Origin of the sequence: Psychrobacter sp. 78a-MNA-CIBAN-0178, assembly GCF_040309625.1 — a bacterium.
In the GTDB taxonomy this organism is placed as follows: domain Bacteria; phylum Pseudomonadota; class Gammaproteobacteria; order Pseudomonadales; family Moraxellaceae; genus Psychrobacter; species Psychrobacter okhotskensis.
The window spans coordinates 1-26,317 of sequence record NZ_JBEOOZ010000012.1 but is presented as its reverse complement, the minus strand read 5'-3'; the positions used below and the strand labels follow the sequence as shown (position 1 = coordinate 26,317).

The following is a 26,317-nucleotide window of genomic DNA, read 5'->3' as shown; positions in this document are numbered from 1 at the left end:
AGGCTGGGTTTTTGACCCAGCATTGTATTTTTAAAAATATAGAAGCTGAGTTAAAAACCCAGCCTACAATAATTAAATTTTATAGCTATAAGTTTGTTTAGTAATAACTGAGGCCATTCATGGGCTTAAACAAGCTAGGGCTTGTTAAGAAATGCTAAACGCTTAGCTCTTTGCGAATGATTGCCGCGCCCTCGCTCAACGCTTTCAACTTGCCGCGTGCTACCTCGCGAGGCAAAGGTGCCATGCCGCAATTGGTCGAGGGATAGAGCTTATCGGCATCGACGAATTGTAGAACTTTGCGTAGGGTATCTGCCACTTCTTCAGGGGTTTCAATAGTATTGGTTGCCACATCGATAGCGCCGACCATTACTTTTTTACCGCGAATCAGTTCAATCAAATCCATCGGCACGTGCGAGTTTTGGCACTCAAGCGAGACGATATCAATGCTTGACTGCTGCAATTTTGGAAACGCTTGCTCATATTGACGCCACTCGGAACCCAGTGTTTTTTTCCAGTCATTATTAGCCTTGATGCCATAGCCGTAGCAGATATGCACCGCCGTTTCACACTTTAGACCTTCAATAGCACGCTCTAAAGTGGCAATACCCCAGTCGTTTACGTCATCAAAGAACACATTAAACGCAGGCTCATCGAATTGGATAATATCCACGCCAGCTGCCTCAAGCTCTCTCGCCTCTTGATTCAGAATTTTGGCAAACTCCCACGCCAATTTTTCACGGCTTTTATAATGGCCATCATACAGTGTATCAATCATCGTCATAGGCCCTGGCAGCGCCCATTTGATTGGCTGATCGGTTTGCGCCCGCAAAAACTTAGCGTCGTCTACAAACACTGGCTTTTGACGGCTCACCGCCCCAACGACTGACGGCACACTGGCCTCATAGCGATCACGGATCTTAACGGTTTTACGATTCTCAAAATCGACGCCATCTAGATGCTCAATGAAGGTGGTCACAAAATGCTGGCGGGTCTGCTCGCCATCACTGACGATATCTATCCCTGCATGTCTCTGTTCTTGCAATGTCAAACGTAGTGCATCTTGTTTGGCTTCACTTAACTGCTCCCCTTCTAATGCCCAAGGTGACCAGATTTTCTCAGGTTCTGCCAACCAAGAAGGTTTCGGTAAGCTGCCAGCGGTTGAGGTTGGTAATAATAATTCCATATTGGTTACTCTTTTATATTTTAGTCTTTTAGTTTTTTTTATATGTCTGTTGATAAAGGTCTATTAAGCCGCGCGTTTTTTTACCGCTTCTTTTTGCACAGTCTCACTTGTCACTACATAGTTTGCCGCCCACTCATCAAGAATAGCCTGATATGGTTTAATGAACTCATCTTCGGTAAATTTGCCTTGCGTCACCGCCATCTGGCTGCGCTCCTCGCGGTCATAGACAATTTGAGTCAGTGAATAATCTTGGTATTTCAAACTTGGCTGATATACGTGACCAGCGGTTGAGTTGGCATTATAGATTTCAGGGCGGTAAATCTTTTGAAAAGTCTCCATCGTACTGATAGCACTGATTAGCTCAAGGTCGGTGTAATCACTCAGCAAATCGCCCGCGAAATAAAATGCTAAAGGCGCCACACTACCGGCAGGCATAAAGTAGCGCACTGTTAAGCCCATTTTATGGAAATAGTCATCGGTTAAGGAATACTCATCTTGCTTGTATTCAAGCCCTAGTACAGGATGCTGATTGCCAGTACGCTGATAGACTTTACTACTTGACACACTCAGACAAATCACAGGTTGTTTATCAAAGTTGGTTTGATAGGCCTCTGAGTTCAATAAGTGTTGAAACAGTTTGCCGTGCAAATCACCAAAATCGGCTGCTGGTGGCGATTTTGGGTTTTTCTCAAAATGTTCCGGCAGTACAATGCTAAAGTCATAATCGCGCACATAAGAGGAGAAGCTATTGCCAATCATACCGTCAATACGCTTGTTTTCTTTATGATCCACAATCGTTGTTTTTAAGGTCTCAATGACTGGGAATGTATGACCATTGCCTTCGATATCCAAGTCAGCAGAGATGATATCAACTTCAACGGAATAACGGTCGGCTGTTGGGTTATCCCAATGCGCGAGATCATTAAAACGGTTATTTATCATAGTCAGCGTTTTGCGTAAGTTCTCTTGACGTCTCTCGCCACGCGCCAAATTGGCAAAGTTAGTCGTCAGACGTGTGCTGTCTGCTGGCTGATAGTTTTCATCAAAACGAATGCTCGAGATGGAATATGTAAATTGTTTACTCATGATAATCTCCTACCCTAATCTCATTGACTGAGATAACACCAAATTTTTGTATGTGGTAATCATACCTAAATCAATACATGAATAAAAACGATACAATTTTAATATAAGATGAATATTATTCATGTTAGAAGAGTTGCCACACGATAGAAGAAAACTGATATCAGCAATATCGTCGCGTTTTTAGGATATTTTGACTATATGATGGATACGGCAGCCCTATCTAATGCAAGAGCTAAGTAGGCACCAATAAGGAAGATAGGAAGAGTCTGGCGATAAGTAATGACTCAATAAAAAAACCAAAACTCTATAAGTCTTGGTTTTTCTGCTTACCATGACAAATATACTTCACACGGTTACATAAAAAATCTGCTTCTAAGCCTAGAGCGTGTCCTCAATTCAAACGCTTGTATCTAAATGGACTAAAAATGGCTAAATTTTGCCAAACATTGTCAAATAGCTGATTAATATCTCGATATTATTTGCGCTACTTTCCTCTTTTGACGGCAATTTATCTTATTTTTATGACCATTTTTAAAATGAGGACACGCCCTAGAAATCTACTGCTTTGCCGCCTCAATCTGAATATCCAAATCAACTTTTTCAGTGATACCTAACAAGGTATATTTGCTAATGCCCCACTTGGTTCGATCAAGCGTCGTCTTAAAATCTCCACCGCACACGGATTTTTTTAGTATAAAGCTAAAATAGCAGTTGAATTTGGTTGCTGTTAACGTAATAGGGTTGGTCTTACCATGCATTGTCAGCATGCCATCAACTTTAGTGACCCCGGCGCTGCCTTTTTCATCTGCAAAATGCCACTTAGTAGACTTAAAAGAAGCCAATGGGAACTTTTCAATATCAAAGAAATCTGCACTTTTAAGAGTGTTATCAAATTCTTTGTTGCCAGTATTTAGACTGTTTAGCGGAATAACCAACGAGACATTGCCTAGCTTAGACTCTGGGTCGTACTCTACCTGACCCGTTATATTGTAAAAGCCACCTGTATTGGTAGAAGTACCAAAATGGTCAATCGCAAAGCGGGCATTGGCATGGGTTGGATCGATATTATAGGTGGTAGCTTGACTACTAGTGATACCTAAAGCAAGCAATAGAAGCGCTGCCAGAGGCTTACGATAAGATAAAACGACGGGTGGTAGTGAGAATCGACGCATAACGACATTCCTTTGTAGCGGTCTATGGTAGGTCAATCACGTCCGCTGTGATCAACAACTTTGTCCATATATAATGACGCTAAGACCCTATTTAAGCAATAAATATTGTCTTGCGCCATCATCATGTCATCATTCACGACCTATTAATGCCCTACAATAGGGTATGCCCTAGACCTTTTCCTCCATCGTTGCCTGCTTTTCTTTGCCATGCGGCATTAGCCATTTAGCAAACCAGCCTGACAAATCATCCATCAAGGTATAAACCACTGGAATCACCACTAAGCTTAATAATGTGGAGGTTACCAGACCACCAAGAACAGCAGCTGCCATCGGACGACGGAAAGTAGGATCCGCATCGCCCCAGCCAAACACCAATGGCAACATGCCAGCACCCATCGCAATAGTGGTCATAATGATAGGACGCGCGCGCTTATGACAGGCATCAATAATTGCCTCAAAACGTGCCATGCCACGACGCTGTGCAATCAGCGCATAATCGACCAGCAAGATAGAGTTCTTGGTAGCGATACCCATTAGCATGATAAAGCCAATCATCGATGGCATAGACAGACTACTATTGGTAATCACCAAGCCGACGAAGGCACCACCAATAGACAAAGGCAATGCCATCAGAATGGTGAAAGGTTGTAGCAGACGTCCAAATAACAGAATAAGCACGCCTAAGATACAGACCACACCGACAGACATAGCGATAATAAAGCCGCTGAATAACTCGGCCATGTTTTCTGCCTGACCTTGATCAATGACAGTAATTGACGATGGTAGTTGCTGCATCGTCGGTGTACTTTTGACCGCTTGCACCAAATCACCCAGCTCGCCACTGGCAGGCTGGACAGTAATCGTAATAGCGCGCTCTCTATCAAGCCTATTAATCTGAGCAGGTCCTGTGCCAAAGTTTAGCGACGCAACCTCACCGACCCGCACCCCTTGACCTGCAGGCTGGGTATTCGGCACATACAAACCCTCTAGTTGGCTGACATTTTGCTTGGCAATATCTGGCAAGCGCACCACGATAGGTATCTGCCGCGTGTCTAAGTTCAGCTTGGATAAACGCTGCTCATAGTCACCAACGGTCGCTATACGTAACGTGGTAGCGATATCTTGGGTGGTCACCCCTTTATCAGCCATCGCCAATCGGTTCGGCGTCACTGTCAGCTCCTGACGCGGCAAACTGCGGTCGCTGGTCACTGATCCAGCACTCGGTAACGCACGGATATCTGACATGATCTGCTGGACGGTCTGTTCTAATACTTCTGGATTGGTACTGGTTAAAGAAAAATTATATCCTGTCTCACCGCCGCTCGATAGACCGACCGTAAAACGAGCACCCGGTACTTCTGCCAACATATTACTAATTTTTCGTTCAATCTCTTGTTTAGAGATACGCTCTGCTCGCGGCGCTAGCACAATATCCAAGCCAGCGATGTTTTCTGCTTTACCCCCGCTTGAAGCGGAATCCATCTCCTGCTGCGCTTCCCCCACTGAGGTAAAGATATTGGTCACTTCAGGCATGGCTAAAATACGCGCACTGGCCAGTGCGGCAACGCGCTCAGTATCCTCTAAGGCCACATCAGGCGTAAGCTCAATTGCCACACGCGTTTGGTTAATATCGTTATCGGGAATAAAAGACGTCGGTAGCAGTTTTACCAATGCCAGCGAGGCCACAAACAAGACCAAGGTTGCGCCCATCGTGAGCCAGCGATGCTGCAACGTCCATGAGACTATCTTGAGATACCACGTCATCATTTTGCTTTGTTTTTCGACGTACTTTTTTTCTGGTCGTAGGATATAGGCCGCCATCATGGGCGTGATCAAACGCGCCACCATTAATGAGGCAAAAATTGATAAGGCGGCCGTCCAACCAAACTGACGAAAGAACTGACCGACAATACCACCCATAAAAGCGGTGGGCAAAAATACTGCAATTAGGGTAAAAGTCGTGGCGACTACTGCCAACCCAATCTCATCGGCGGCTTCCATCGCCGCCTCATAAGGCGTCTTACCCATACGCAGATGGCGAATGATGTTTTCGACCTCAACGATGGCATCATCGACCAGTACGCCAATGACCAGTGACAGTGCTAACAGGGAGATAATATTGAGACTAAAGCCAAACAGATACATGCCTAAAAAAGTAGGAATGACGGATAGCGGCAACGCCACTGCCGCTACGATGGTGGCACGAATATTCTTTAAAAACAGGAATACCACTACTACGGCGAGCAAACCGCCTTCAATGAGCATACGTAGTGAGGCTTGATAGTCTTCTGCAATGGGAGTGGCCCGGTCATAGACTTTTTCAATATTGATATTGCCGACGTCTGCGGACAGCTTGGCAAGCTCTGCATCGACCAGCTCCATCACTTCAACTTCACTGGCGCCGCGTGAGCGCGTAATATTAAACGCCACCACCGTTTGTCCATCGAGTTTGGCAATAGAGCTTGGATCAGCCGCGCCATCAGTGATTTGTGCCATACGCCCAAGCGCTTGGGTGCCACCTGTTGGTACAGCTACTTGCAGATCATTCAGCTCACCTGCGCGCTCGACCGCACCCAACACCCGAATGGTTTGCGTGGTTGTGCCCACTTCCGCTTCACCACCTGAGCTGTCTTGTTGAATACCCGCTATTTGTTGCGACAGCTGAGTAATAGAATACTTTAGCCCACTCAAAGCGATAGGATCCGCCGCGACGGTAATCTCACGCTGTAAACCACCGATCCGGCTTACCGTACTGACGCCCGGAATGTCAGAGAGACGCTTGGTAACGGTATCATCCACGAACCAAGAGAGGTCTTCTACATTCATGTTATCAGCAGCCACCGAATAGGTGACGACTGGGAATCCGGCAGTTGAGACCTTCGTAATGATAGGATCATTGGCCGCTGCTGGTAGGTCGCCCTGCACTTCACCGACCGCTGAACGCACATCGTCGACCGCTTCTTGGATATCTTTTTCTAAGACAAACTCAGTGACCATCGTGGCCGCCCCAGTTTGTAGCGTCGTCCGAATATGCTTGACACCTTCAATACTAGTGAGCTTATTTTCTATCTTTTTGGCAATATCGTTTTCGAGCTGCGACGGTGCGGCACCCGGCAAAGTCACCGTGACCACGACCGCTGGCAAATCAATATCTGGAAACTGCTGCACCTTCATTTGCATAAAGCCGTAGAGACCGCCCAAAGTCAGCAGCACAAACAGCAAAATAGCCACTAAAGGGTTTTTAATCGAGTAAGCTGATACGTTTAAACTCATGAGCGCGCCTGCGTAGCTGTGTTAGTAGCGGCTTTATTCGCGGTGGTAGCATCCGTTTGCTTGCCTGTTTTGTCATTGATTTGGTTCAGCCCATCAACGATACGCACTAAATCCCCATCATTCAAAAAGCTACCACCTTGCTTAACAATCTGACTGTCAGCCGCTAACGGCTCGGCGACTGCCACATTATCACCGAGGCGCTCGCCCAACGTCACTCTTTGTTGTTTGACACGGCCCATGGTTTTGCCGTCTTTCGTCATAACGTTGGTGATTAGCATCACATAGTCATAGCCATCGTTGCTCACGATCGCACTATTGGGTACGGTTTGAGTGCTCGCACTACCTAACAAGAACTCGCCCGTTTGATACATGCCCGCGCGTACTTTTGAGTTTGGCGCAAGGCTAGCATAAATGGTGATTTGGCGATTATCATCGGCCGTTGGCGCAATACGATTAACTTTACCCATGACCGAATCGCCGGCTGGCAAGCTGACGCGCACTGGCGTACCGACACTGACTTCGCCTAGCAGCTTAGGATCGATATCCGCACGCCACTCTAAAATACCGCCTTTAATAATGGTAAATAATGGCTCGCCTCCAGCAACGCCTCCAGCAACGCCTCCAGCAACCATACCGACTTCCGCCATTTTTTCACTGATAACACCGCTGACTGGCGCGAGCACATTGGCGTTCTTCACACTCAAGCGTTGGGTACTAAGACGCGCTTTCGACGCTTGCAAGGCCGCCTCTGCCTGTAGCTTTGAGGTACGATAGCGATCCGCTTCTTGCCTACTAATGGCATCAATCTCAATCAGCGGTAGGACACGAGCGGCATCGGCAGTTGCATTGGCAAGCGTTGCTTCGGCTTCGGCAACATCGGCTTCTGCCTGCAAGACTTGCTGCCGCATGGCATCAGTATCAAATATCGCCAGGACTTGCCCCGCTTTGACCCGATCGCCTTCTTCAACCAACACCTGCTCGATAGCCACACCATTTACTTTAGGGCTGACATTAGCGACATCTTTGGCACTGATGGTGCCGTCAGCGCTTAAGGTATTGCCAATACTGTCTTGGCTTGGCATCACCGTTTCGACCGAAAGCACTGCCTGTTGATTGCTACTCTCTTTTGGGACAGCATTTGCGCTTTGTGCCTTGTTAGCCGCTGATGAATCAACACTCGCATCTTTATCGCCGCCCCAATACTTACCGACCAAAACCCCAATCACAAGGACTACGGCTAATACTGGCAATAACCACCAAGGATATTTCGATGATGATTTGGGCGCACGTGCGTCCGCTTGGCGGTAAGGTGGTAGCTCAGACTCAACTGGCAGCTTGTTGTCTTCAACATCGCTCATGATAACTCTCTGTCAATACAGGCAATTAGAAAGGGTATAAAGTTAGAAAAATTATAGCTAAAAAAGGGGCTATTTATGATTACAATAGTCTATAAATTTATTGAGGATAGCATATATTAAGTCATCATCTTATTTTTATATATCGTGTTTTAGCTTCGTAAGTCTGCTTCTATTAATAAAGGACGGGCGTAAAACTGGCAAAGCGAAGCGGATAAAAATGATAACTAAGTAAAACGACTGCTTGATAAATTTGTCTAAATCAAACTTCTTTTTAACTTTTAAAAAGCACAACGCACATCCCTAAGAATGTGCGCTATATTTATCAAGATGCTACTAACTTAATGTTTCTTAACTCGTTTATTAAAAGCGATAGCCAACGCCAAGATAGGTAATATACGGATCGATATCAAGGTTGGTTTTCGCTCGAATCAACTCTTCACCACTATCGTTTTGAACGGTGATGGTCGTATCACTATCGAGTTTTGCATAGGATACAGATCCAACGCCAAACCATTTGTCATTAAAGTCATAAGTCGCGCCAAGCGTCACGATAGGTGCAAAGGCGCTGTCTGCTTCAACATCTACGCTCATGCCCTGACCCGATTTTACATTTTCTAATGCAGCGCCCGCTTTCCCATCCTTAATATTTTGGATTTGATGACCAGCCATTTCTAAATCGTTACGAATACCGTCATTGAGCTCGATATCATTAAAATAAGCATACATCACCCCTGCGCCGACATAGGGGCGAAATTTATTGACCCCAGATTTGCCAAATTGATATTGCACCCCAGCTGCTGGCAGCCACGCGCGAGCGCTTGAAGATACCCCGCCGCCTTGGGTTAAATCAGTAATGGGAATATTTTTTGAAATATCAAAATCGCCCAATAATCCGCCTGCAATACCGCTAGGACTGACTTTGCCCGAGAGCGGTGCATATACTTGCCCTTGCCCTAAAATATCAACTTTGGGCGGTATACCGGCTTTGACCTCAATCGACCAATGATCATTCATATAATAGTTAAATAACAGACCAAACGTATCGACATCATCGGCCTCAAGACCCGTACCAGCACTGGTCCAGCTCTCTAAGCCATTAACGTTGACTGTGCCCGATGCACCCAACTCTCCTAGATCCGTATCAGCTGGCAAAATACCTAACAGCCCATTTACGGCTCTTAATGTGCCGGAATCTTGATCAGGGTCGATGACTTCTCGAACCGTTGAGATACGTACACTACCATTTTCTAACGTCCTGTTAGAAGCTATCAAAGCAACGACTATAGTATTATTTGGCCACTTTTCGTTCTAACTAAAACGCCAAAACAGCCACATACTAGCAAACCAGCACGGTCACAAGTAGTGATGCAGCAACATAAACTGCCATAGTAGTGAACATATATCAACCGAAATTATCGAACAAATAAGTCAATATTAGTTTATTAAGATATTTGAGCGCGAATATTTGAGCGCAAGCTATCGCAATACAGATAAACTATAAACAATTGATTATAATCATATTTTATATTCATAAATTGATATTAGCTAATAAATATAAACAGTAATAAAACATAACTTTATAAATTATTCGATAATAGTATGGTTGGCTCAAGATAATTCAGGTAAAAGGAAGACGAGTGAAAGTAAGACAAGTAGTAAACTTAATGAGTCTAATTTATATAGGATTGACTATACGGATAAAAAACCTGCTATGCATTGGTGTAACGGCTGGCTTCTGGCATCCAGCGATGGATAAGCTGACTGACATCTGCTTTACGTGCAGGATCAGCAATTAAGTGTTTGGCAAGGTGCTGGGCAATGGCAAATAATTGCGCATCACGAATCAGATCGGCCAAATAATAACCGACATTGCCCGTTTGACGTTTACCCAGCAGCTCACCCGGCCCGCGCAGCTCTAAGTCTTTTTGGGCAATGACAAAGCCATCGGTACTGTCGCGCAATACATTTAAGCGCTCCGTGCCTGTTTCTGACAACGGCTTTTGGTATAACAACACACAGTAGCTTTTGGTCGAACCACGCCCGACGCGTCCACGCAATTGATGTAGCTGTGACAACCCTAAACGTTCGGCATTTTCAATGACCATGAGCGACGCATTCGGCACATCGACGCCAACCTCGATGACCGTTGTGGCAATGAGCAGATCAAGATTTCCGGATTTGAATGCTTGCATGATGGCTTGTTTGTCAGCGGACTTCATCTTGCCATGGACGAGACCAATGCGAATATTTAAGCGCTCATTTAGGTCTTCATAAGTGGCTTCCGCCGCTTGCGCATCCAGCACACTAGATTCTTCTACTAATGAGCAGACCCAATAGGCCTGCCTGCCCGCCTCACAATTAATCGCAATACGCTCAATCACCTCATCGCGGCGATTACGGTCAATGGTCACTGTCGTAATTGGTGTACGACCGGGTGGCAACTCATCAATGATAGAGGTATCCATATCACCATAGACGCTCATCGCGAGCGTACGCGGAATGGGCGTTGCCGTCATAATCAGCTGATGCGGCGTGCTATTGGCTACGCCTTTATTGGTCAAGGCCATACGCTGCTCAACGCCAAAACGATGCTGCTCATCGATAATGACCAAGCCCAACTTGGCAAACTGTACTGTTTCTTGAAACAACGCATGAGTCCCAACCACTATTTGCACCGTATTCTCACTCACCGCCTCTAATGCTTCGCGGCGCTGCTTCGCGGTTTGTTTGCCAGCCAACCAGCCGACCCCAACACCTAAGGGTTCAAACCAGTTTTTAAAATTGACCAAATGCTGCTCTGCTAAAATCTCTGTGGGTGCCATAACCGCCACTTGCCAGCCACTGTCGAGCGCATAGCCTGCCGCACCTGCCGCGACCAACGTTTTACCAGCGCCCACATCGCCTTGTACCAGTCGCAACATCGGAATAGAAGTCGCCATATCAGCTGTGATGTCTTTCATCACCCGTTGCTGTGCGCCTGTTAAATCAAAGGGTAAAGCGGCAAACAACTTATCCGCAAGCGGGCTTTGAGCGGCACATTTAGGTGCTTTATGCTGATGTAATTGCTGACGTCGATATAACAAACTGAGTTGATGCGCGGTTAACTCTTCAATGATTAATCGCTGGCATGCCGCATGAGTACGAGCACTTAATTGAGTGAGCAGCTGATATTGCCGACCAGCATCGGTATAAGTGGGCGGCGTGTGCAATAACACTAAGGCTTCAAATATCGTCAGGTTATAGACATTACTATTGGCAATACTAGCAGCGGCTGTATGGGGTTCATTATTTGCACTATAAGTAGAAGGGCTGGTTTTATTGACACTATTATTAATCGAATTGTCAGGCACACTGCGGGCAAGCGTTGAAAAAATATCGTCCGGAAAATCATCTTCTACAATTGCTGATTTAGTAGGCTCAAAGGGCGCTAACGGTAAATCAGCGACCACGGCAAAATCCTCATTGGTAAACAGCGTCATCGGTAGACCTTGACTGCGCACAGTTTGTAGCGCCAACTTAATCAAAGTACGCAATTTATTCTGATGCAAGCCTTTGACACTAGGATAAATGGGCTGCAACCCAGTATTGGTCATGGCGCTGCTATCAGTAATGATTTGATACTCGGGATGATGCATCTGCTTACCATAACGGCTGACTTTTACTTCGCCGAACAATTGCAATTGCGTGCCCAAACTCATGGTCTGCGCCAGACCTCGATAGACTTTAAAAAACCGTAAAGATATCGTCCCAGTGTCATCATCTACAATCACGGTCATGCCACTGCGCTTGACATCGACGTGTACCACGCGCCCAGTGATTAACGCTGCTTGTCCATGCCCCACGTCTGCTATCGATACCAGTCGGCTACGGTCTTCATAATCTCGTGGCAGGTGCAGTAGCAAATCAAAGATTCGCACAATACTCAACTGTGCCAGTTGCTCGGCAACCTTGGAGCCAACACCTGCCAGCGCCGTCACTGGCATATCGAGTGCCGACATAGGCTGCTCAGATCTCCAATGCTCGGCTGACTGAGTTGAGGAAGGTGATGAGGCGTGACTAACCGATATGGGCATCAAAAATCCTAACGATATTGGTTTTACATTGCGTAAGTGCAAAATAGTTTATTAGGCACTCTGATACTACTTACGACCTATAAAAGCGATGATAATCAACTGGCTATAAAAATACTGAGTCAGACTCATTATAACTGACAATATGATTGATTATGCTAAGCTATTTAGTAATACTGCGTCTAGATGCTGTGATGCTTTGTGGAGACATACATCCAATCTATCCTTTATGGATTAGCAACTTTACCGATAAGAAACTTTATCGATAAATAGCTTGCTTGATAAATAAATGTCTCAAGAATTAAACGTATAAACAATCAACCAATGCCCTAACTTATGATGATTTTATAAGGTCTTTTTTATGTTTGCGCCCACTTTACTGCCTCAATCTTATCATCATTTGCTATTCCTGCGTATCATTGTGCTTGCCATATTGTCCCTAAGTATCAACGCTTGTAGCACGCTGACACCGCCACCAACATCAGTAGCACCCATAGCAGATGCACCAAAAGTTGCATTAGTATTGGGCGGCGGCGGTGCCAAAGGTTTTGCGCATGTTGGCGTAATTAAGGCGTTAGAAGCAAACGGCATCAAACCAACTTTGGTCGTTGGCACTAGCGTCGGCAGCTTGGTTGGTAGTCTATATGCTAGCGGTTACACGCCAGCACAGCTTGAGCGCTTGGCATTGACCACCACTGATAGCGAATTGACGGACTTTACCTTATCCAACCAAGGCTTTATAGAAGGTATCAAACTCAAAAACTTTATTAATACCAAAGTTGGCGGACGCCCTATAGAGTCTTTTCCCATACACTTCGCTGCGGTCGCGGCTGAGAAGCACACACTAAAAAAAGCGGTCTTTAGCACGGGAGATGCTGGACTTGCCGTTCAAGCGTCTTGTAGCGTGCCCAATATTTTTATTGCCCCGCGTATTCCCGAAAAAGTTGGCAAAAAATATATTGATGGCGGTGTGGTCAGCTTAGTGCCTGTCGATAGCGCGCGTGATTTGGGGGCAGATATCATCATCGCTGTCGACGTGACAGTGCCTACTAGCAAAAAGAACGTAACGAACAATCTTTTACCTGCTATCACCTCATTGAGTGGCTTTTGGGCATTACTTGAAGACAATCTGTCCTCTAATGTAGCACCTAATACCACTTCCAACGTTGCTTATGCAGACGCCAAACACAGCGCATCGATACGCAATGAACGCGGGCGCGCTGACATCGTCATTACCCCTGATGTCGGTCATATCAGCTCATTAGATACCAGTCAACGTAGTGCCCTTATTACGGCTGGCGCGCAAGCCACCACACCACAAATCAATGCAATTAAGCAATTAATTAAAGCAAAATCGCAGAGTAAATATGCGACTCTATAGCGATATATAATCAAAATACCCTAAAAACGCCACGGTATTGCTGATATCAATTTTTTGTCGTCTCTGTCTGCGCAGGTACATTACAGCAAAGAAAATTGATATCAGCAGTGCGTAATGTCTCGATATTATCTGCGCTATTTTCCTTGTATGACTGCAATTGACCTCACTTTTATCACCATTTTTAAAATGAGGACACGCCCTAGAATTTCAGCCATTAAAAAAGCACCGCAGTCATAAATCGTGGTGCTTTTTACTGTTAGCTAGATCAATTCTGCTTAAACAGACGGCATCAATTAATAAGCAAATTTATTTAACGCGGGCGCGATATTTCACTGCCACGGTGTCATTAAGGCCAACCCCTTCGATATCCCAGCGTACCGATTTATAGTATTTCAATGGGATTTCTTGCAGTTGGTTGTCTACTTTGCCACGTAGCGGCATACGGGCGAAAGTATTGCCATCGGTGCTACCATAGGGAAAGTCAGGAGAGACCGCGCGCAATAGTTCTACTTGCTCAGGGATACTCATGGTGACCGTCATTTTACGGACGCGATCAGCATTGGTATTGGTAAAATACCCTTGATACTCTAAGACATTGCCTGACTGCAAACGAGTATTGGCATTAACCGGCACCAAGACCTCTTGACCATTGGCATCAACACTAATCAGCGAGGCGGTAATTTTGCTATTAACGGCTTGCACGGTAGAGTTACCGCTATTGGTGCTTGCTTGATTGCTGTTGGACTGCACAGCAACTGAAGTATCGATCGCTTGCTCTGGGGTCGGCAGCATCGCTGATGCTTGGGTGACCGCCATGACACCGACGAGCGTACCGGCTATCACGTGAAACAAGCGGTGGCCGCTAAAAGCGCTAAAAGGATTGGCAAGATGGTTACTTTTTTTCATGACTTTCATTATCCCTAGTTAATATATCGGTAAAACGCAGCTGGCAAAACCTGACTGTCTGGTTAATGCATTTTCAATGCTTTTTAAACTCTGACACTTATCGCTTTAACTTTTTAATTTTCTCGCGGTTTGGATAGACGAGACTTTATATGAGCAATACACTTAATGACGACATCTCAGATTATGAGCAGGCTATCATCATATACGCTCCATGCTAGTAACGTTCATTTTTATTGATTATCTGCGTTAGCCGTCTGTAAAGCAATAGCGATTAGCATAGCAAAAAGCGTTTGTAGGTACACTAACCGCGTGTTGAGGTTGTGTATATCGTCAATCTACTATAAAGATTGATTAACGCTATTGAAATAAAAGATAGCTCATAACGGCGTTTTTTGCTATGGTAATTCTTTAGCGACAGGTATCTTTTGTCACGCCCCTTTTCTTATTCTGACTACTATTGCTCCTATTATGACTACTAGCGCCATGCCACAGATTAATCCTGAATACGTTCATTGGTTCCGCAACTCTGCCCCCTACATTAATACCCATCGCGGTAAGACTTTCGTGATTATGTTTGGTGGTGAAGCGGTCAATCATTCGAATTTCAGCACGCTTATTCATGACTTTGCCTTGTTACATAGCTTGGGTATCAAGCTAGTCTTGGTACATGGAGCACGACCGCAGATCGAAAAGAACCTGCAAGGGACTGATATCACCTCGCCGTTGCATGAAGACATTCGAGTGACGCCGCGTGTGGCGATGCCTTCTATCTTACAAGCCGTTGGTGCCATCCGCTTACAGATAGAAGCACAGCTGTCGATGGGACTGGCCAACTCACCCATGTATGGCTCGCGCATCGATGCCGTTTCGGGCAATTTTGTCACTGCTCGTCCCTATGGCATTCGTAATGGTGTCGATTATCAGATGACCGGTGAAGTGCGCTCTATCGACGTTGAGGCGATTAAAAATAACCTACTCCACGATCATATTGTGATTTTAGGCTCAATGGGTTATTCGGCGACAGGTGAAGTCTTTAATTTACTCGCCGAAGATGTAGCATTGAGCGCTGCGGTGGCACTTGGCGCGGACAAGCTTATATTTTTGGGTGAAGAAGCCGGCATCAATGACGATGACCGCTTGCTACGCGAGATGATTCCAAACGAAGTCGATCGCTTCTTACGGGATCGGGACTTAAACTGTGAGATTAACTACTTTTTAAATTGCGCCAGTAACGCTTGTCGCCAAGGTGTCCATCGCACCCATATTATCTCTTACGCCAAAGATGGCGCGCTATTGGAAGAGCTATTCACCCGTGATGGCTCTGGTACGCTCATTAGCCACGACCCTTATGAAGAGATTCGCCGCGCAGATATCGACGATGTCGTGGGACTTATTGAGCTGTTATCGCCATTAGAAGAACAAGGCATCTTAGTCAGCCGCTCGCGCGAACGCTTAGAGCAAGAGATTGATCATTATAGTGTCATTGAGCGTGATGGTATGATTTTGGGCTGTGCAGCGCTCTATCCATTAGATGCGGATGCTGCAGAAGTGGCTTGTGTCGCGGTTCATCCTGAATATCGTAGCGGTAGCCGCGGTGCTGACTTGCTGGCATTTTTAGAGCAGCAAGCACGCAGCCATGGTCTGCATAAGTTATTTGTTCTGACGACTCGTACCGCGCATTGGTTCGTTGAGCAAGGCTTTGCGGAAGTTGAGGCAAGCGCTTTACCAGAAGCGCGCCGTAAAAAATATAATAACGGTCGTAACTCTAAAGTGTTCCAAAAAACGCTATAGCACCAAAATCTCTATAGTCAGCGCCTAGGTTAAGTCGTTAAAAGCTCACTTAATTACCGCACACGAAAAAGCCCTCATAATAGTTATGAGGGCTTTCTTATTTCTTATAACCACTATAGGTTAAAAGTCTAATAACGCATTATTTTACTTTTAACAGCTCAACCGTAAAGATCAATGTGCTGTTAGGCTCGATACCTGAGTTGCCCGCTTCGCCATAAGCGATGTCTGATGGGATATAAAACTCATATTTGCCGCCCTCTTTCATCAACTGTAGACCTTCGGTCCAGCCAGCGATGACTTGATTCAGTGGGAACTCAATTGGCTCACCACGCTCATAAGAGCTGTCAAATACCGTACCGTCAATCAATTTGCCTTCGTAGTTTACTTCGACCACGTCAGTTGCTTTTGGTGATTTACCAGTACCTGGGGTGATGACTTTATATTGTAAGCCAGAAGCCGTCTCTTTTACGCCTTCTTTTTTCGCGTTTGCCGCTAAGAATGCTTCACCAGCAGCTTTATTGTCAGTCGCTTTGCTTTCCATATCTTTGACAAACTTCGCTTCTTGCTCTTTTTGATAGGTCATCAATACTTCTTGCATTTGCTCTTGCGTCAATGCGGAATCATTGCCTTCATAACCATCACGGAAGCCTTTTTCAAAGGTATCAAGATTTAGATCACCGACCGCTTCTTTGTTACCTTCAGCCATCATATAGCCCAAGCTATAACCTACTTTTTCATTGGCTGGGCTTTTTTCAGTGACTGAAACGCTTTGGGTAGAAGTTTCTTGATTACCATTATTAGTACTACAACCGGTAACTAATAACATAGCACTAGCAAGTGCACTAACGCTTAAAGTGGTGATTTTTTTCATATATTACTCTCAAATTGTAAGAATAGTGGCGAGATGTCACATATTTCTATAATAACAAATCTTAGTTTTAGGAGCCACGGTTAGGATAAAATTATCGGGCTAATGTACAGTCTGTGTTAAAATTTATCATAAAAATAACAAGTTATCACACAAATATAGTAACAGGTTAAGCTTTCTGTCTTTAAATCTATCAATACATCAGCTAAGCTAAATTAGTTAAGGTGATAAGTAACTGAACGTAAGTTTTACTAATATATGTTTAGGTATCGGTAGCAGCGCTGCGCAGTACAAATGTATCATCAGCGCAAGCCTATGTTTACCATAATAGTATTACTGATTCAGTCATTATAATATCCCTGTATAACTTAAATTAAAAATACTATTTATAATTACCATCTATATGGTTTTGCTGAATAATAACGGTGCTGGGTACATGACAATTGTGCCAGCTATTCTTGTTATTTTGTGGCTCATGTATGATGATTAAAGGAGGATAAGATGAATCCAATGTTTACATCTTTTAACGGTTATCTTGGTGGGCCCATCGGCTCTATCATTGGCGCGATTTTGATATTTATTATTGGCTGGCTCGTGGCACTAGGTATCGCGGCGTTGGTACGTGGTGTGTTGTCTAAAGTGAACCTTAACCAACGCATGAACTCTTCCACTGGTAAAACCTACGATCTAGAGGGTATTATCTCTAAGATTGTTTTTTGGTTTATCTTTATCATCGCAATTTCAGGGGCTCTTAGCCAATTGAACTTGAACTCTATTTCGGCACCATTTGCAAACATGGTCAACCAAGTATTGGCCTTTATCCCTAACCTTATCGGTGCTATCGCCCTTGGTGTGATTGGTTGGGTAGTGGCAACTGTTGCCCGCACAGCGATCAATGCTGCATTGGCCAAAACATCAATGGATGAGCGTTTAAGTGCACAAGCTGGCGTCAAACCAATGAGCAGCACAATTGCTGATATGGTTTATTGGTTCATCTTATTGGTTGTTCTAACCATGGTATTGGGTCAATTAGAGCTTGATGGTCTATTTGCACCATTGACTAATATGGTTGATAAAATCTTCAGCTTTATTCCGAACATCTTAATTGCTGGTGTTGTGTTTGTCGTTGGTTATATCATTGCTAAAGTAGTACGCGGCATTGTGACCAACCTTGTTTCTACTTTTGATGTGCAAAAACTGGCAACAAAAGCAGGTTTAAGCGAACAAAACAGCCTACCTAATATTGCGGGTTCATTAGCCTTTTTAGTTGTGATTATCCCAACGATTATCGCAGCATTAAATGCGTTAAAAATCGAAGTGATTGCTCGTCCTGCGACGAACATGCTGAACAAAATCATGGAAGCGTTGCCAAATATCTTTATGGCAGTTGCTATCCTCGTTGTGACTTTCTACGTGGTACGTATGGTCGCTAACATCATCAAAGGCTTGATCGAAAACACTCAGATCAACCAATTGCCTGCCAAAGTTGGCTTGCAAGAAACGATGGGCGATAAGAAAGTTTCAGACCTTGTTAGCTATGCGATCATCTTCTTTGCGATGTTATTCGCTTCTATCGCTGCCGCTGATTTATTGGGTTTTGAGCCTATCTCAGCTATCATCGCGATGTTTATTGCTTTCGGTGCCAACATCATCTTGGGCGCGATTATCCTATTCATCGGTTTTTGGCTTGCCAATATCATTGCTGGTGTCGTTGAGCGCTCTGAGCAAGGCTCACAGTTCTTAGCAAACATCGTACGTGTATTAATCATGGGTTTGGTACTAGCCATGGGTCTAAAAGCGATGGGTATTGCTGACTCTATTGTGAACTTAGCATTTGGTCTAACACTAGGTGCCGTTGCGGTTGCCTTTGCTCTATCATTCGGTCTTGGTGGTCAAGAAGCAGCAGCACGTTTCCTCCGCAAGATGCAGGATAAAATGGACAAAGAGCGTACTGAAGCAAAAGCGAAGTCTGCTTTGACGCCTAATTCATCGACGCAAGACAAAGTTGCTGATTCAGTTCGTGAGAATACGCCGAGTGCACCAACTACCTCGGCAACTAACTTACGTACAGATACAGTCGATACCACAAAACTTGGTACTGACCCTGTAAATACTACTGATGTTGGAACGACTAGAACTCCTGGAATTCAGACAGATAATGATTTATTACCTGGTAGTGGTCTTATCGACAACACTAATAAATAAGTCTTTATGACAGTATAATTTTGCATGAAAAAAGACAGCTTAGGCTGTCTTTTTTTGTGGGTATAATCAAAACATCCTAAGAACGCGACGGTATTGCTGATGTATCAATATTACTTTCCATTGACTATATTGGTTCGTGTTGGTTATTTCAATAGTTATATAGATGTAGTCAATTCGACATAAAACCGATACGCTAATATTACCAGCAGCACTGTATTTTTTTATAGTGATTCAACTATACTTTTTAAGATTGAACGCCTACGCATTTACCTAATTACCAAGGCGTGCCACTATTTATGGTTTATCTTTGCGGGCTGGAATAGAAAGGTTGAGACGAACTTGAGGCAAATCGTTTGCTTGCTGCGTCAATTTCTTGCTCGTAGGCTGCTCAGTACCTTGTTGTTTAAGGCGCTGTATTTGCTTGGTAAGTTGACGCTCGCGCTGGGTCATACTATTCATAGGTTGAATCCACAGATCGATATCTATAAAGGTCTCGCCTGCCTCAGAGATAAAGTCTATACCAAGTACAATGACGTGATGCAGCTCAGCCATCGGTAGCCGCGTGGCAACATCTTGCGCAATCTGCTGTAAGTTTGGCTGAATAGCCGCCTTACTATTCTGCCCCTGCCCATCTTGACCATAGAATATCAGCACATAATGCCGACCGAGATTTTCATACGAATGCTGATGTACTACATAGCCAGTTTTTTGCAACGCCTGCTGTTGTTTTGGGTGTCTATATAAAGTGCGGATAAGCTCATGCCGCGAAAACAAAGACTCATCTAAGAGTTGCTGCTGCCAAACAGAAAATGAGGGTGTTATTGACTCTTTATCTGCCTTAGCTTTTAGCTCTGCACTGACCGTATGAATCATCTGCGCACTAAGCTGCGACCAAAGTGTCGCGGCCTGCGCCATATGTTTCTCATACATCGGTGCCGTTTTGCTTTGATTCTTTTGCGCTAGGCTCATGGCTATCAATGCAGAATTGGGCGCTTGCTGAATACCGTACTTGATAAGCGCGTTATCGACCGTGATAGCGTGGTTAAATAAAGATACACTGCTTAAAAACTGCCTGATAATTCTTTCTTCGGACTCAAAGCTCGCGATGTGACTAGATACCGACTGCTGTAGCTGCTCTAGATGATATCCCAAAAACCGCCATAGCTCGCATGGTGTCTGCAACGCTAGCATTATCGAACACCAATCATGCCAGCTGAATATTTGAAGTTGCTGACCACTGTCACTTATATCAACGACTAAATCTTCCATAAAGTAGCGTGCAGCAAATTCATGCGTCACACGCTTTACTAAATCACTCGACCGACGATTGTTTTCAATATTAATTTTACTATCACTGTTATTGTCACTATCATTGTTGTCACTACTTTTAGCATACTCGCCGAACTGGATATCGACGATCAATACGTCATAGCTGAGCAGCTGAGCGTCTTTACTTTGAGAGGTGTAACTCTTATGCCATGCCAGCGCTGCTTTGACTGCTGCCATCCGCACTGACTCAATCTTAGCCAAGCTCGTCTCAGAAGGCAGAGTTACCGTGAGCGTTAATAGTTGGAGCTTACCTAATGGCAATCGATAGTGATACTGCCGAGCCTCATAACGCGCCTCTATGGTTTGGAGATTAGGTAAAACAATCTCTGACGCAGCTGCTTGCAGATAACAAACCAATTCATCAGCTAAATAACCCAATTCAGATGTGGCAGTAGTCGAATTTAACACAGTTCCAACCTTTTATTATCAATTGAATATAACGCATCCCATAATGCCACTGAGAACGATAATGCCCTTCTTGCAAGGATAATAAGCATTCTTCGCTAAAGAAAAACTAAACTATAGTCAAAATATCCTAAAAACGCGACCTTATTGCTGATATCAATTTTTTATAGCCTCTGTCAGCGTAGACACAGCAAGCAAGAAAAATGGATATCAACAGTGCGTGAGGTATCAATATTACTTTTCACTGACTATACATAAGTGCAATTATACAAAGTCGCTTTCAAAGCAATGACTTGTTATGATGACATAAAAGCAGCAAAGCTGATGCATCGATTTATAACTCACCCACCACTTAGGGTTTGCTTACTCATTTTTTATGTAGTGACTATTATCTGCATATGATAACAAGGACTGAACATCATGAAACGTTTTAAAGAAAAAACCGTCATCGTCACAGGGGCCGGCTCAGGTATCGGTCGCGCAACTGCCATTCGTTTTGCTCAAGAAGGCGCTAGCGTCGTTTTAGTAGGACGTACAGCTGACAGTTTGGCAGAAACCGCTAAGGAGTTTCCGACAGATCGCACTTGGATTCATACCGATAATTATATGACCATTACCTGTGATATTAGTGTGCAGAGCCAAGTACAAGAAATGATTAAAAGAGCCATCGATAAGTTTGAAAAAATCGATGTTTTGGTCAACAATGCGGGCAAAGCCACTCAAGGTAAAATTACTGAGCTAACGGCTGAAGACTGGAAGTCAGCGATTGATGTGAATTTAAATGGTACTTTTTACGTCTGTCAGGCAGCCATGCCGCACTTGATAGCAACCAAAGGTAATATCGTCAATGTCTCATCATTGTCAGGGGTCGGCGGTGATTGGAATATGGCAGCTTACAATGCCGCCAAAGCTGGCGTTAGCAATCTAACACGGACGCTGGCTTTAGATCATGGTCCTGATGGGGTACGTGTCAACGCGGTTAATCCGAGCGTGACTAAGACAAACATGACCAGTGCCATTCAAGATAATGATGCCAAGACCGATAAATTCTTAGATCGTTGTCCACTTGGTCGTTTGGCCACGCCAGAGGACATTGCCGCTGCCATTACTTTTTTGGCAAGTGACGATGCGTCGATGATTACTGGCGTCAATCTTGCGGTGGACGGCGGGGTTAGTGCTTCTAACGGTCAGCCTCAGTTTTAGCTATTGCTCTCTTTGTAATTGAATATGAGTATTTTGCTAGCCATCCCTAAGAGGCTTAAATACTCATATTCGCAAGACATATCTAATCGGCTGATTGATTAACATCCTGTAGTGGCTGCGACAAGCGCTCAGGATATTTTGGTAATACGCCTTTATATTGAGCATAGATTTTTGGCAAGTCAGCCTCGATATCTCCAGTAGGATAGACAGCGGTCAAAAAACGTATTTCTTTGGTTTTATAATCCAATGCCACTGGCAAAATAGGAACATCAGCGCCCACTGCTAAATAATAAAAACCGGTTTTCCACTCTTTTCTATAATCGCGAGTGCCTTCTGGAGATAGCCCCAAAAACAGCGGCTCACCAGTCTTAAACTTAGCAATACTTGCTTGTAGCACTGAGCCCTTATTGCCACGATCGATGGGAATAATACCCAACCATAGTAATATCTGTGACAGTACTGGGACTTTGAATAGTGTGTGCTTACCCATAATGCTAACTTTTAAATCAATAGCAAACAAACCGGGCAATGCATAGAGGCCATCCAAATAAGAAGTGTGCGGCAAAGCCAATACCACTGCTTGCGACACATTTGGAATATCGCCAACAGTACGCCAGCCTAATACTTTTAACAAACGCGCACCGATAACTGGCGTAATAGCACCGCCACGTCTGGGAATTAAGTCACCCAAATCCTTTCTGCTAAGCTTTGGTAATATTTTAGAGCGTGTAGAACTAGCGGCAATAGGCTTAGAACGACGGCTAAACTTCGATGTCATGACGGCACCAGATAATGAAAGATAGCGATATAATAACATTAACCTTATGTCACTAAATTTCCTTTTGCAGGCTTTTATTGTGCTGCCTCTTACTCAATCGTACAACGAGCATCAGCCTATGTAATGCTCGTTGTTACTATAGTTTATGAGATATCAGCCAAGTTACCTTTGTCCTCAAGCCAAGTCTTACGATCCGCAGAGCGTTTTTTCGCCAACAGCATATCCATCACACTGTTGGTTAATACCATGTCGTCCATGTCTAGCTGGACTAAGCGGCGGGTATCACGATTCATGGTCGTCTCACGTAGCTGCTCTGCACTCATCTCTCCCAGCCCTTTAAAGCGGGTAATTTGTGCTTTTTTATTGCCGGGTACATTGGCCAAAATGTGTGCAAGTTCAGGCTCGTCTAACGCATAATGCACGTCTTTACCGACATCCACGCGATATAACGGCGGCATGGCTACAAACAAGTGACCTGCATCAACCAACGCTGGAAAATGCTTGACGAATAACGCACAGATGAGCGTGGCAATATGTAGGCCATCAGAATCCGCATCCGCTAAAATACACACCTTATCGTAGCGTAATTCCGACAAATCGTCTGACGCTGGATCGACACCGATAGCGATGGCGATATCATGGATCTCTTGGCTCGACAGCACGGTATCTGAGGATACTTCCCATGTATTTAGAATCTTACCGCGCAGTGGCAATATAGCCTGATAATGACGATCTCGTGCCTGTTTGGCACTACCGCCCGCCGAATCTCCTTCCACCAAAAATAACTCTGCACCATCACGTAAATCACCACGGCAATCAGCCAATTTACCCGGTAAGGCAGGACCTTGAGTAATCTTTTTACGCGCGACTTTTTTGGCAGATTTTAGGCGACGTCCTGCTTTATTAATCGCCAACTCGGCGATCTGAGCACCCATATCGGCATGCTGATTTAACCACAAACTAAAGGCATCTTTTGCCAATGTCTGTACTGCGCCAGCGGCTTCTCGACTCGATAAACGCTCTTTGGTTTGCCCTGAAAACTGCGGTTCAGAAAACTTAAGCGACAGGATATAATTGACCCCATCCCATACATCTTCTGCGGTCAGCTTGACACTACGCGGCAATAAGTTATGAATATCACAGAACTCACGTAAGGCCTCTAAAATACCTGTGCGCAGACCATTAACATGCGTGCCCCCCTGAGCCGTCGGGATAAGGTTCACATAGCTTTCTTGAATGGGCGTACCCCCATCTGGCAACCAAGACAAGGCAAAGGTAATGGCGGCACGTTCGCCCGCTTTCGCATCGTAATTATAATAGAACGGTGCTTCAGGCAAAGTTTCAAGACCATCTAACTGTTCATTTAAATATTCAACGACGCCATCAGCGAACTGCCAGACAACTTTTTCATTATTAATATCATCGACGAACTCAATCGTCAAACCCGCGGCCAACACCGCTTTGGCTTTTAGATTGTGCTTGAGTTGTTTAACATTAAATTTTGGCGTATCGAAGAAACTACCATCCGCCCAAAAATGTACTTTAGTACCGCGTTTACGCTTGTTTGAGCTGATCGTTTCCGTCAAAGGCGTAACTGGTGCACCATTTTCAAAGGCCATTTCAAACTGGGTACTATCACGCCATACGGTGACTTCCACTCGCGTGGATAGCGCATTGACGACCGAGATACCAACGCCATGCAGACCACCTGAAACTTCATAATTAGAGGTCGAAAACTTACCACCAGCATGTAAGCGGGTCAAAATCAGCTCAATCCCTGACTGTTTAAACTCAGGATGGATATCGGTCGGCATACCGCGCCCGTCATCCTCAACTGACAGCGAGCCATCACTATACAATTGAACTTTGATGGTTTTAGCATAACCCGCCAATGCCTCATCCACTGAGTTATCAATCACCTCTTGTGCCAAGTGGTTGGGGCGCGTGGTATCCGTATACATACCGGGACGACGACGTACCGGCTCAAGCCCTTCTAAAACTTCTAACGATTGCGCATTATATTCACTCACAAATGCTTCCCTTAATATTCACAGATCATTCATTCTATTGAACCATTATAACGAAAAATAGCGATGTTAAGGCCAATAGTCTATCGCTCACGTCAGATAATGTCGTCTCTTTAAGTCGATAACAAACGCTGTAGCATATCTATCACCATCGGTAATTGCTCACCAAAATCCGTAAATCTATGATCGCCACCCGCTTGCACAGTTACCGTCGCTCCCTGCGTTTGATAAAAGTCTTTTGATAGCTCAGCACTTAGCAGCTCGTCATCTTCTTTTAGCAAGACCTCAATTTTATTCGGATAATTAATGGATACCAATTGATGATCTGCAAACCATTGTAAATCCGCAGGGGTTATTTCCCAACCGCCAGCGGTCGTATGCAGGACATTACTATGAGATAACTCGTCACTGCTTTTTTTATTTGATACTGAGATGTCAGAAAAACGCTGTAGAGTAACATGAGGCTGAGTGCTAGGGTTTAGCAATAGTGCGGGGCAACCTGTATGATTACTCACCAAGGTAGAAAAATAGCCTCCTAACGAGCTGCCAATCAGTACAGTTTTGTCTTCTTTATTGAGTTCGGTTACCAATTTAACTAGTTGCTCAAACACTTGCTCAGGGGCGCTGTTAAGATCAGGGCGATATACGTTAATATCAGCATGATGCTGCTGGCCATAGCTTTCTAATAATATGCCTTTGGTCGAGTTGGCATCACTATCCAATCCATGAATATAAATAATGTTCACGTACAATCTCACTTATTAATTTTGTTATGATGACTTTATATAGACTATAAAAGCTAAGCATAGCATTGCCTCACCAAAAACAGTAACAATAAAGCGGCACACTATTATTCGTTATTTACGACATAATAGTGTTTCAAAATAAGATAAGACAAGTTAAGGGAATAACGATAAGTGCGATGGAGCCGCCATGAATCAACAGTTTGAGCTGTTCGAGATTGCCAATCCGTGTATTGGTGTGTGCACGAGCAATAAAAAAGGCTATTGCTTTGGTTGCCTGCGCAGTCGTCCTGAGCGGCAGTTATGGCATGACATGACGACTGAGCAGCGCCGTGAGGTATTACGGCTCGTCGCTGGACGCAAGCAACGTATCGAACAAATGAAACAGCGTAAAGGCGAACAGCTAGGATTTGATTTTGAAGAAGTGATTGAGATTGGTGAGTTGTTTTAAAAGGTTAAAGGGAGTCCATCCCAGATTCTGTGTAACTGCCATTTAGATTAAATGCCTGCTTATACGATCATCAAACATAATCATAAAA

Annotated in this window: 18 protein-coding genes; 5 read left to right on the top strand and 13 right to left on the bottom strand. The window is 44.5% G+C overall.

The genetic code is table 11. The annotated features are described in order from the left end of the window. Positions 1-154: 154 nt before the first annotated feature. From AAEY80_RS08495 to recG, 7 genes are all read right to left on the bottom strand, one after another. Positions 155-1,183 (bottom strand): methionine synthase, encoded by a 1,029-nt coding sequence (locus tag AAEY80_RS08495; protein ID WP_350588181.1) that lies wholly within the window; start codon positions 1,181-1,183, stop codon positions 155-157. Between the two features lie 63 nt (positions 1,184-1,246). Further along, a complete protein-coding gene (locus tag AAEY80_RS08490) occupies positions 1,247-2,269 on the bottom strand; it encodes a DUF1852 domain-containing protein (protein WP_025653195.1) in 1,023 nt (340 codons plus the stop codon). A gap of 557 nt (positions 2,270-2,826) precedes the next feature. Then, positions 2,827-3,441: a YceI family protein gene (locus AAEY80_RS08485; protein WP_025653194.1), complete on the bottom strand. Its 615-nt coding sequence runs from the start codon at positions 3,439-3,441 to the stop codon at positions 2,827-2,829. Between the two features lie 168 nt (positions 3,442-3,609). After that, positions 3,610-6,714 (bottom strand): efflux RND transporter permease subunit, encoded by a 3,105-nt coding sequence (locus tag AAEY80_RS08480; protein WP_025653193.1) that lies wholly within the window; start codon positions 6,712-6,714, stop codon positions 3,610-3,612. Further along, complete coding sequence (locus AAEY80_RS08475; RefSeq protein WP_350588180.1) at positions 6,711-8,072, bottom strand: efflux RND transporter periplasmic adaptor subunit; 1,362 nt, start codon at positions 8,070-8,072, stop codon at positions 6,711-6,713. The genes AAEY80_RS08480 and AAEY80_RS08475 overlap by 4 nt, the downstream gene beginning before the upstream one ends. A gap of 360 nt (positions 8,073-8,432) precedes the next feature. Further along, positions 8,433-9,344 (bottom strand): OmpW/AlkL family protein, encoded by a 912-nt coding sequence (locus AAEY80_RS08470; RefSeq protein WP_350588179.1) that lies wholly within the window; start codon positions 9,342-9,344, stop codon positions 8,433-8,435. 437 nt (positions 9,345-9,781) lie between these two features. Beyond that, positions 9,782-12,145: an ATP-dependent DNA helicase RecG gene (gene recG / locus AAEY80_RS08465; protein ID WP_350588178.1), complete on the bottom strand. Its 2,364-nt coding sequence runs from the start codon at positions 12,143-12,145 to the stop codon at positions 9,782-9,784. A gap of 358 nt (positions 12,146-12,503) precedes the next feature. Here recG and AAEY80_RS08460 point away from each other — a divergent pair, with 358 nt between their 5' ends. Next, positions 12,504-13,523, top strand: a complete 1,020-nt coding sequence (locus tag AAEY80_RS08460; RefSeq protein WP_350588177.1) for a patatin-like phospholipase family protein — start codon at positions 12,504-12,506, stop codon at positions 13,521-13,523. 306 nt (positions 13,524-13,829) lie between these two features. Here AAEY80_RS08460 and AAEY80_RS08455 read toward each other — a convergent pair whose 3' ends face one another. Then, positions 13,830-14,429, bottom strand: coding sequence for a hypothetical protein (locus tag AAEY80_RS08455; protein WP_025653186.1), 600 nt, complete (start codon positions 14,427-14,429; stop codon positions 13,830-13,832). Between the two features lie 468 nt (positions 14,430-14,897). Between AAEY80_RS08455 and argA the strand changes: the two genes are divergently transcribed. Next, positions 14,898-16,220 (top strand): amino-acid N-acetyltransferase, encoded by a 1,323-nt coding sequence (argA, locus tag AAEY80_RS08450; protein WP_025653185.1) that lies wholly within the window; start codon positions 14,898-14,900, stop codon positions 16,218-16,220. A 139-nt stretch (positions 16,221-16,359) separates the two neighbouring features. On the opposite strand, the gene bamJ is transcribed toward argA, so the two are convergent. Next, the gene (gene bamJ / locus AAEY80_RS08445) at positions 16,360-17,091 is read right to left on the bottom strand and encodes a BamJ family beta-barrel-assembly machinery protein (protein ID WP_025653184.1); all 732 of its coding nucleotides are present in this window, start codon (positions 17,089-17,091) and stop codon (positions 16,360-16,362) included. Positions 17,092-17,589: 498 nt separating this feature from the next. Between bamJ and AAEY80_RS08440 the strand changes: the two genes are divergently transcribed. Continuing rightward, entirely contained in the window at positions 17,590-19,293 is a 1,704-nt protein-coding gene (locus AAEY80_RS08440) for a mechanosensitive ion channel (RefSeq protein ID WP_025653183.1), read from the top strand. 294 nt (positions 19,294-19,587) lie between these two features. Here the strand turns inward: AAEY80_RS08440 and AAEY80_RS08435 are convergent, their stop codons facing one another. Then, positions 19,588-21,030 (bottom strand): hypothetical protein, encoded by a 1,443-nt coding sequence (locus tag AAEY80_RS08435; protein ID WP_025653182.1) that lies wholly within the window; start codon positions 21,028-21,030, stop codon positions 19,588-19,590. A 417-nt stretch (positions 21,031-21,447) separates the two neighbouring features. Here AAEY80_RS08435 and budC point away from each other — a divergent pair, with 417 nt between their 5' ends. Then, complete coding sequence (budC, locus tag AAEY80_RS08430) at positions 21,448-22,230, top strand: meso-2,3-butanediol dehydrogenase (protein WP_025653181.1); 783 nt, start codon at positions 21,448-21,450, stop codon at positions 22,228-22,230. Between the two features lie 82 nt (positions 22,231-22,312). Here the strand turns inward: budC and AAEY80_RS08425 are convergent, their stop codons facing one another. The 3 genes from AAEY80_RS08425 to AAEY80_RS08415 all read right to left on the bottom strand — a co-directional run bounded on the left by AAEY80_RS08425 (position 22,313) and on the right by AAEY80_RS08415 (position 25,781). Further along, positions 22,313-23,008, bottom strand: coding sequence for a lysophospholipid acyltransferase family protein (locus AAEY80_RS08425; protein WP_051395076.1), 696 nt, complete (start codon positions 23,006-23,008; stop codon positions 22,313-22,315). A 143-nt stretch (positions 23,009-23,151) separates the two neighbouring features. Continuing rightward, a complete protein-coding gene (gene parE / locus AAEY80_RS08420; protein WP_025653179.1) occupies positions 23,152-25,038 on the bottom strand; it encodes a DNA topoisomerase IV subunit B in 1,887 nt (628 codons plus the stop codon). Positions 25,039-25,148: 110 nt separating this feature from the next. Beyond that, the gene (locus tag AAEY80_RS08415; RefSeq protein WP_025653178.1) at positions 25,149-25,781 is read right to left on the bottom strand and encodes a YqiA/YcfP family alpha/beta fold hydrolase; all 633 of its coding nucleotides are present in this window, start codon (positions 25,779-25,781) and stop codon (positions 25,149-25,151) included. 187 nt (positions 25,782-25,968) lie between these two features. Between AAEY80_RS08415 and AAEY80_RS08410 the strand changes: the two genes are divergently transcribed. After that, complete coding sequence (locus tag AAEY80_RS08410; protein ID WP_173240416.1) at positions 25,969-26,229, top strand: DUF1289 domain-containing protein; 261 nt, start codon at positions 25,969-25,971, stop codon at positions 26,227-26,229. Positions 26,230-26,317: the final 88 nt, after the last annotated feature.

Bases quoted from the DNA above. Each gene is read 5' to 3' on its own strand.
- AAEY80_RS08495 (WP_350588181.1), bottom strand. From the start codon at position 1,183: ATGGAATTATTATTACCAACCTCAACCGCTGGCAGCTTACCGAAACCT.
- AAEY80_RS08490 (WP_025653195.1), bottom strand. From the start codon at position 2,269: ATGAGTAAACAATTTACATATTCCATCTCGAGCATTCGTTTTGATGAA.
- AAEY80_RS08485 (WP_025653194.1), bottom strand. From the start codon at position 3,441: ATGCGTCGATTCTCACTACCACCCGTCGTTTTATCTTATCGTAAGCCT.
- AAEY80_RS08480 (WP_025653193.1), bottom strand. From the start codon at position 6,714: ATGAGTTTAAACGTATCAGCTTACTCGATTAAAAACCCTTTAGTGGCT.
- AAEY80_RS08475 (WP_350588180.1), bottom strand. From the start codon at position 8,072: ATGAGCGATGTTGAAGACAACAAGCTGCCAGTTGAGTCTGAGCTACCA.
- recG (WP_350588178.1), bottom strand. From the start codon at position 12,145: ATGCCCATATCGGTTAGTCACGCCTCATCACCTTCCTCAACTCAGTCA.
- AAEY80_RS08460 (WP_350588177.1), top strand. From the start codon at position 12,504: ATGTTTGCGCCCACTTTACTGCCTCAATCTTATCATCATTTGCTATTC.
- AAEY80_RS08455 (WP_025653186.1), bottom strand. From the start codon at position 14,429: ATGAAAAAAAGTAACCATCTTGCCAATCCTTTTAGCGCTTTTAGCGGC.
- argA (WP_025653185.1), top strand. From the start codon at position 14,898: ATGACTACTAGCGCCATGCCACAGATTAATCCTGAATACGTTCATTGG.
- bamJ (WP_025653184.1), bottom strand. From the start codon at position 17,091: ATGAAAAAAATCACCACTTTAAGCGTTAGTGCACTTGCTAGTGCTATG.
- AAEY80_RS08440 (WP_025653183.1), top strand. From the start codon at position 17,590: ATGAATCCAATGTTTACATCTTTTAACGGTTATCTTGGTGGGCCCATC.
- budC (WP_025653181.1), top strand. From the start codon at position 21,448: ATGAAACGTTTTAAAGAAAAAACCGTCATCGTCACAGGGGCCGGCTCA.
- AAEY80_RS08425 (WP_051395076.1), bottom strand. From the start codon at position 23,008: ATGACATCGAAGTTTAGCCGTCGTTCTAAGCCTATTGCCGCTAGTTCT.
- AAEY80_RS08410 (WP_173240416.1), top strand. From the start codon at position 25,969: ATGAATCAACAGTTTGAGCTGTTCGAGATTGCCAATCCGTGTATTGGT.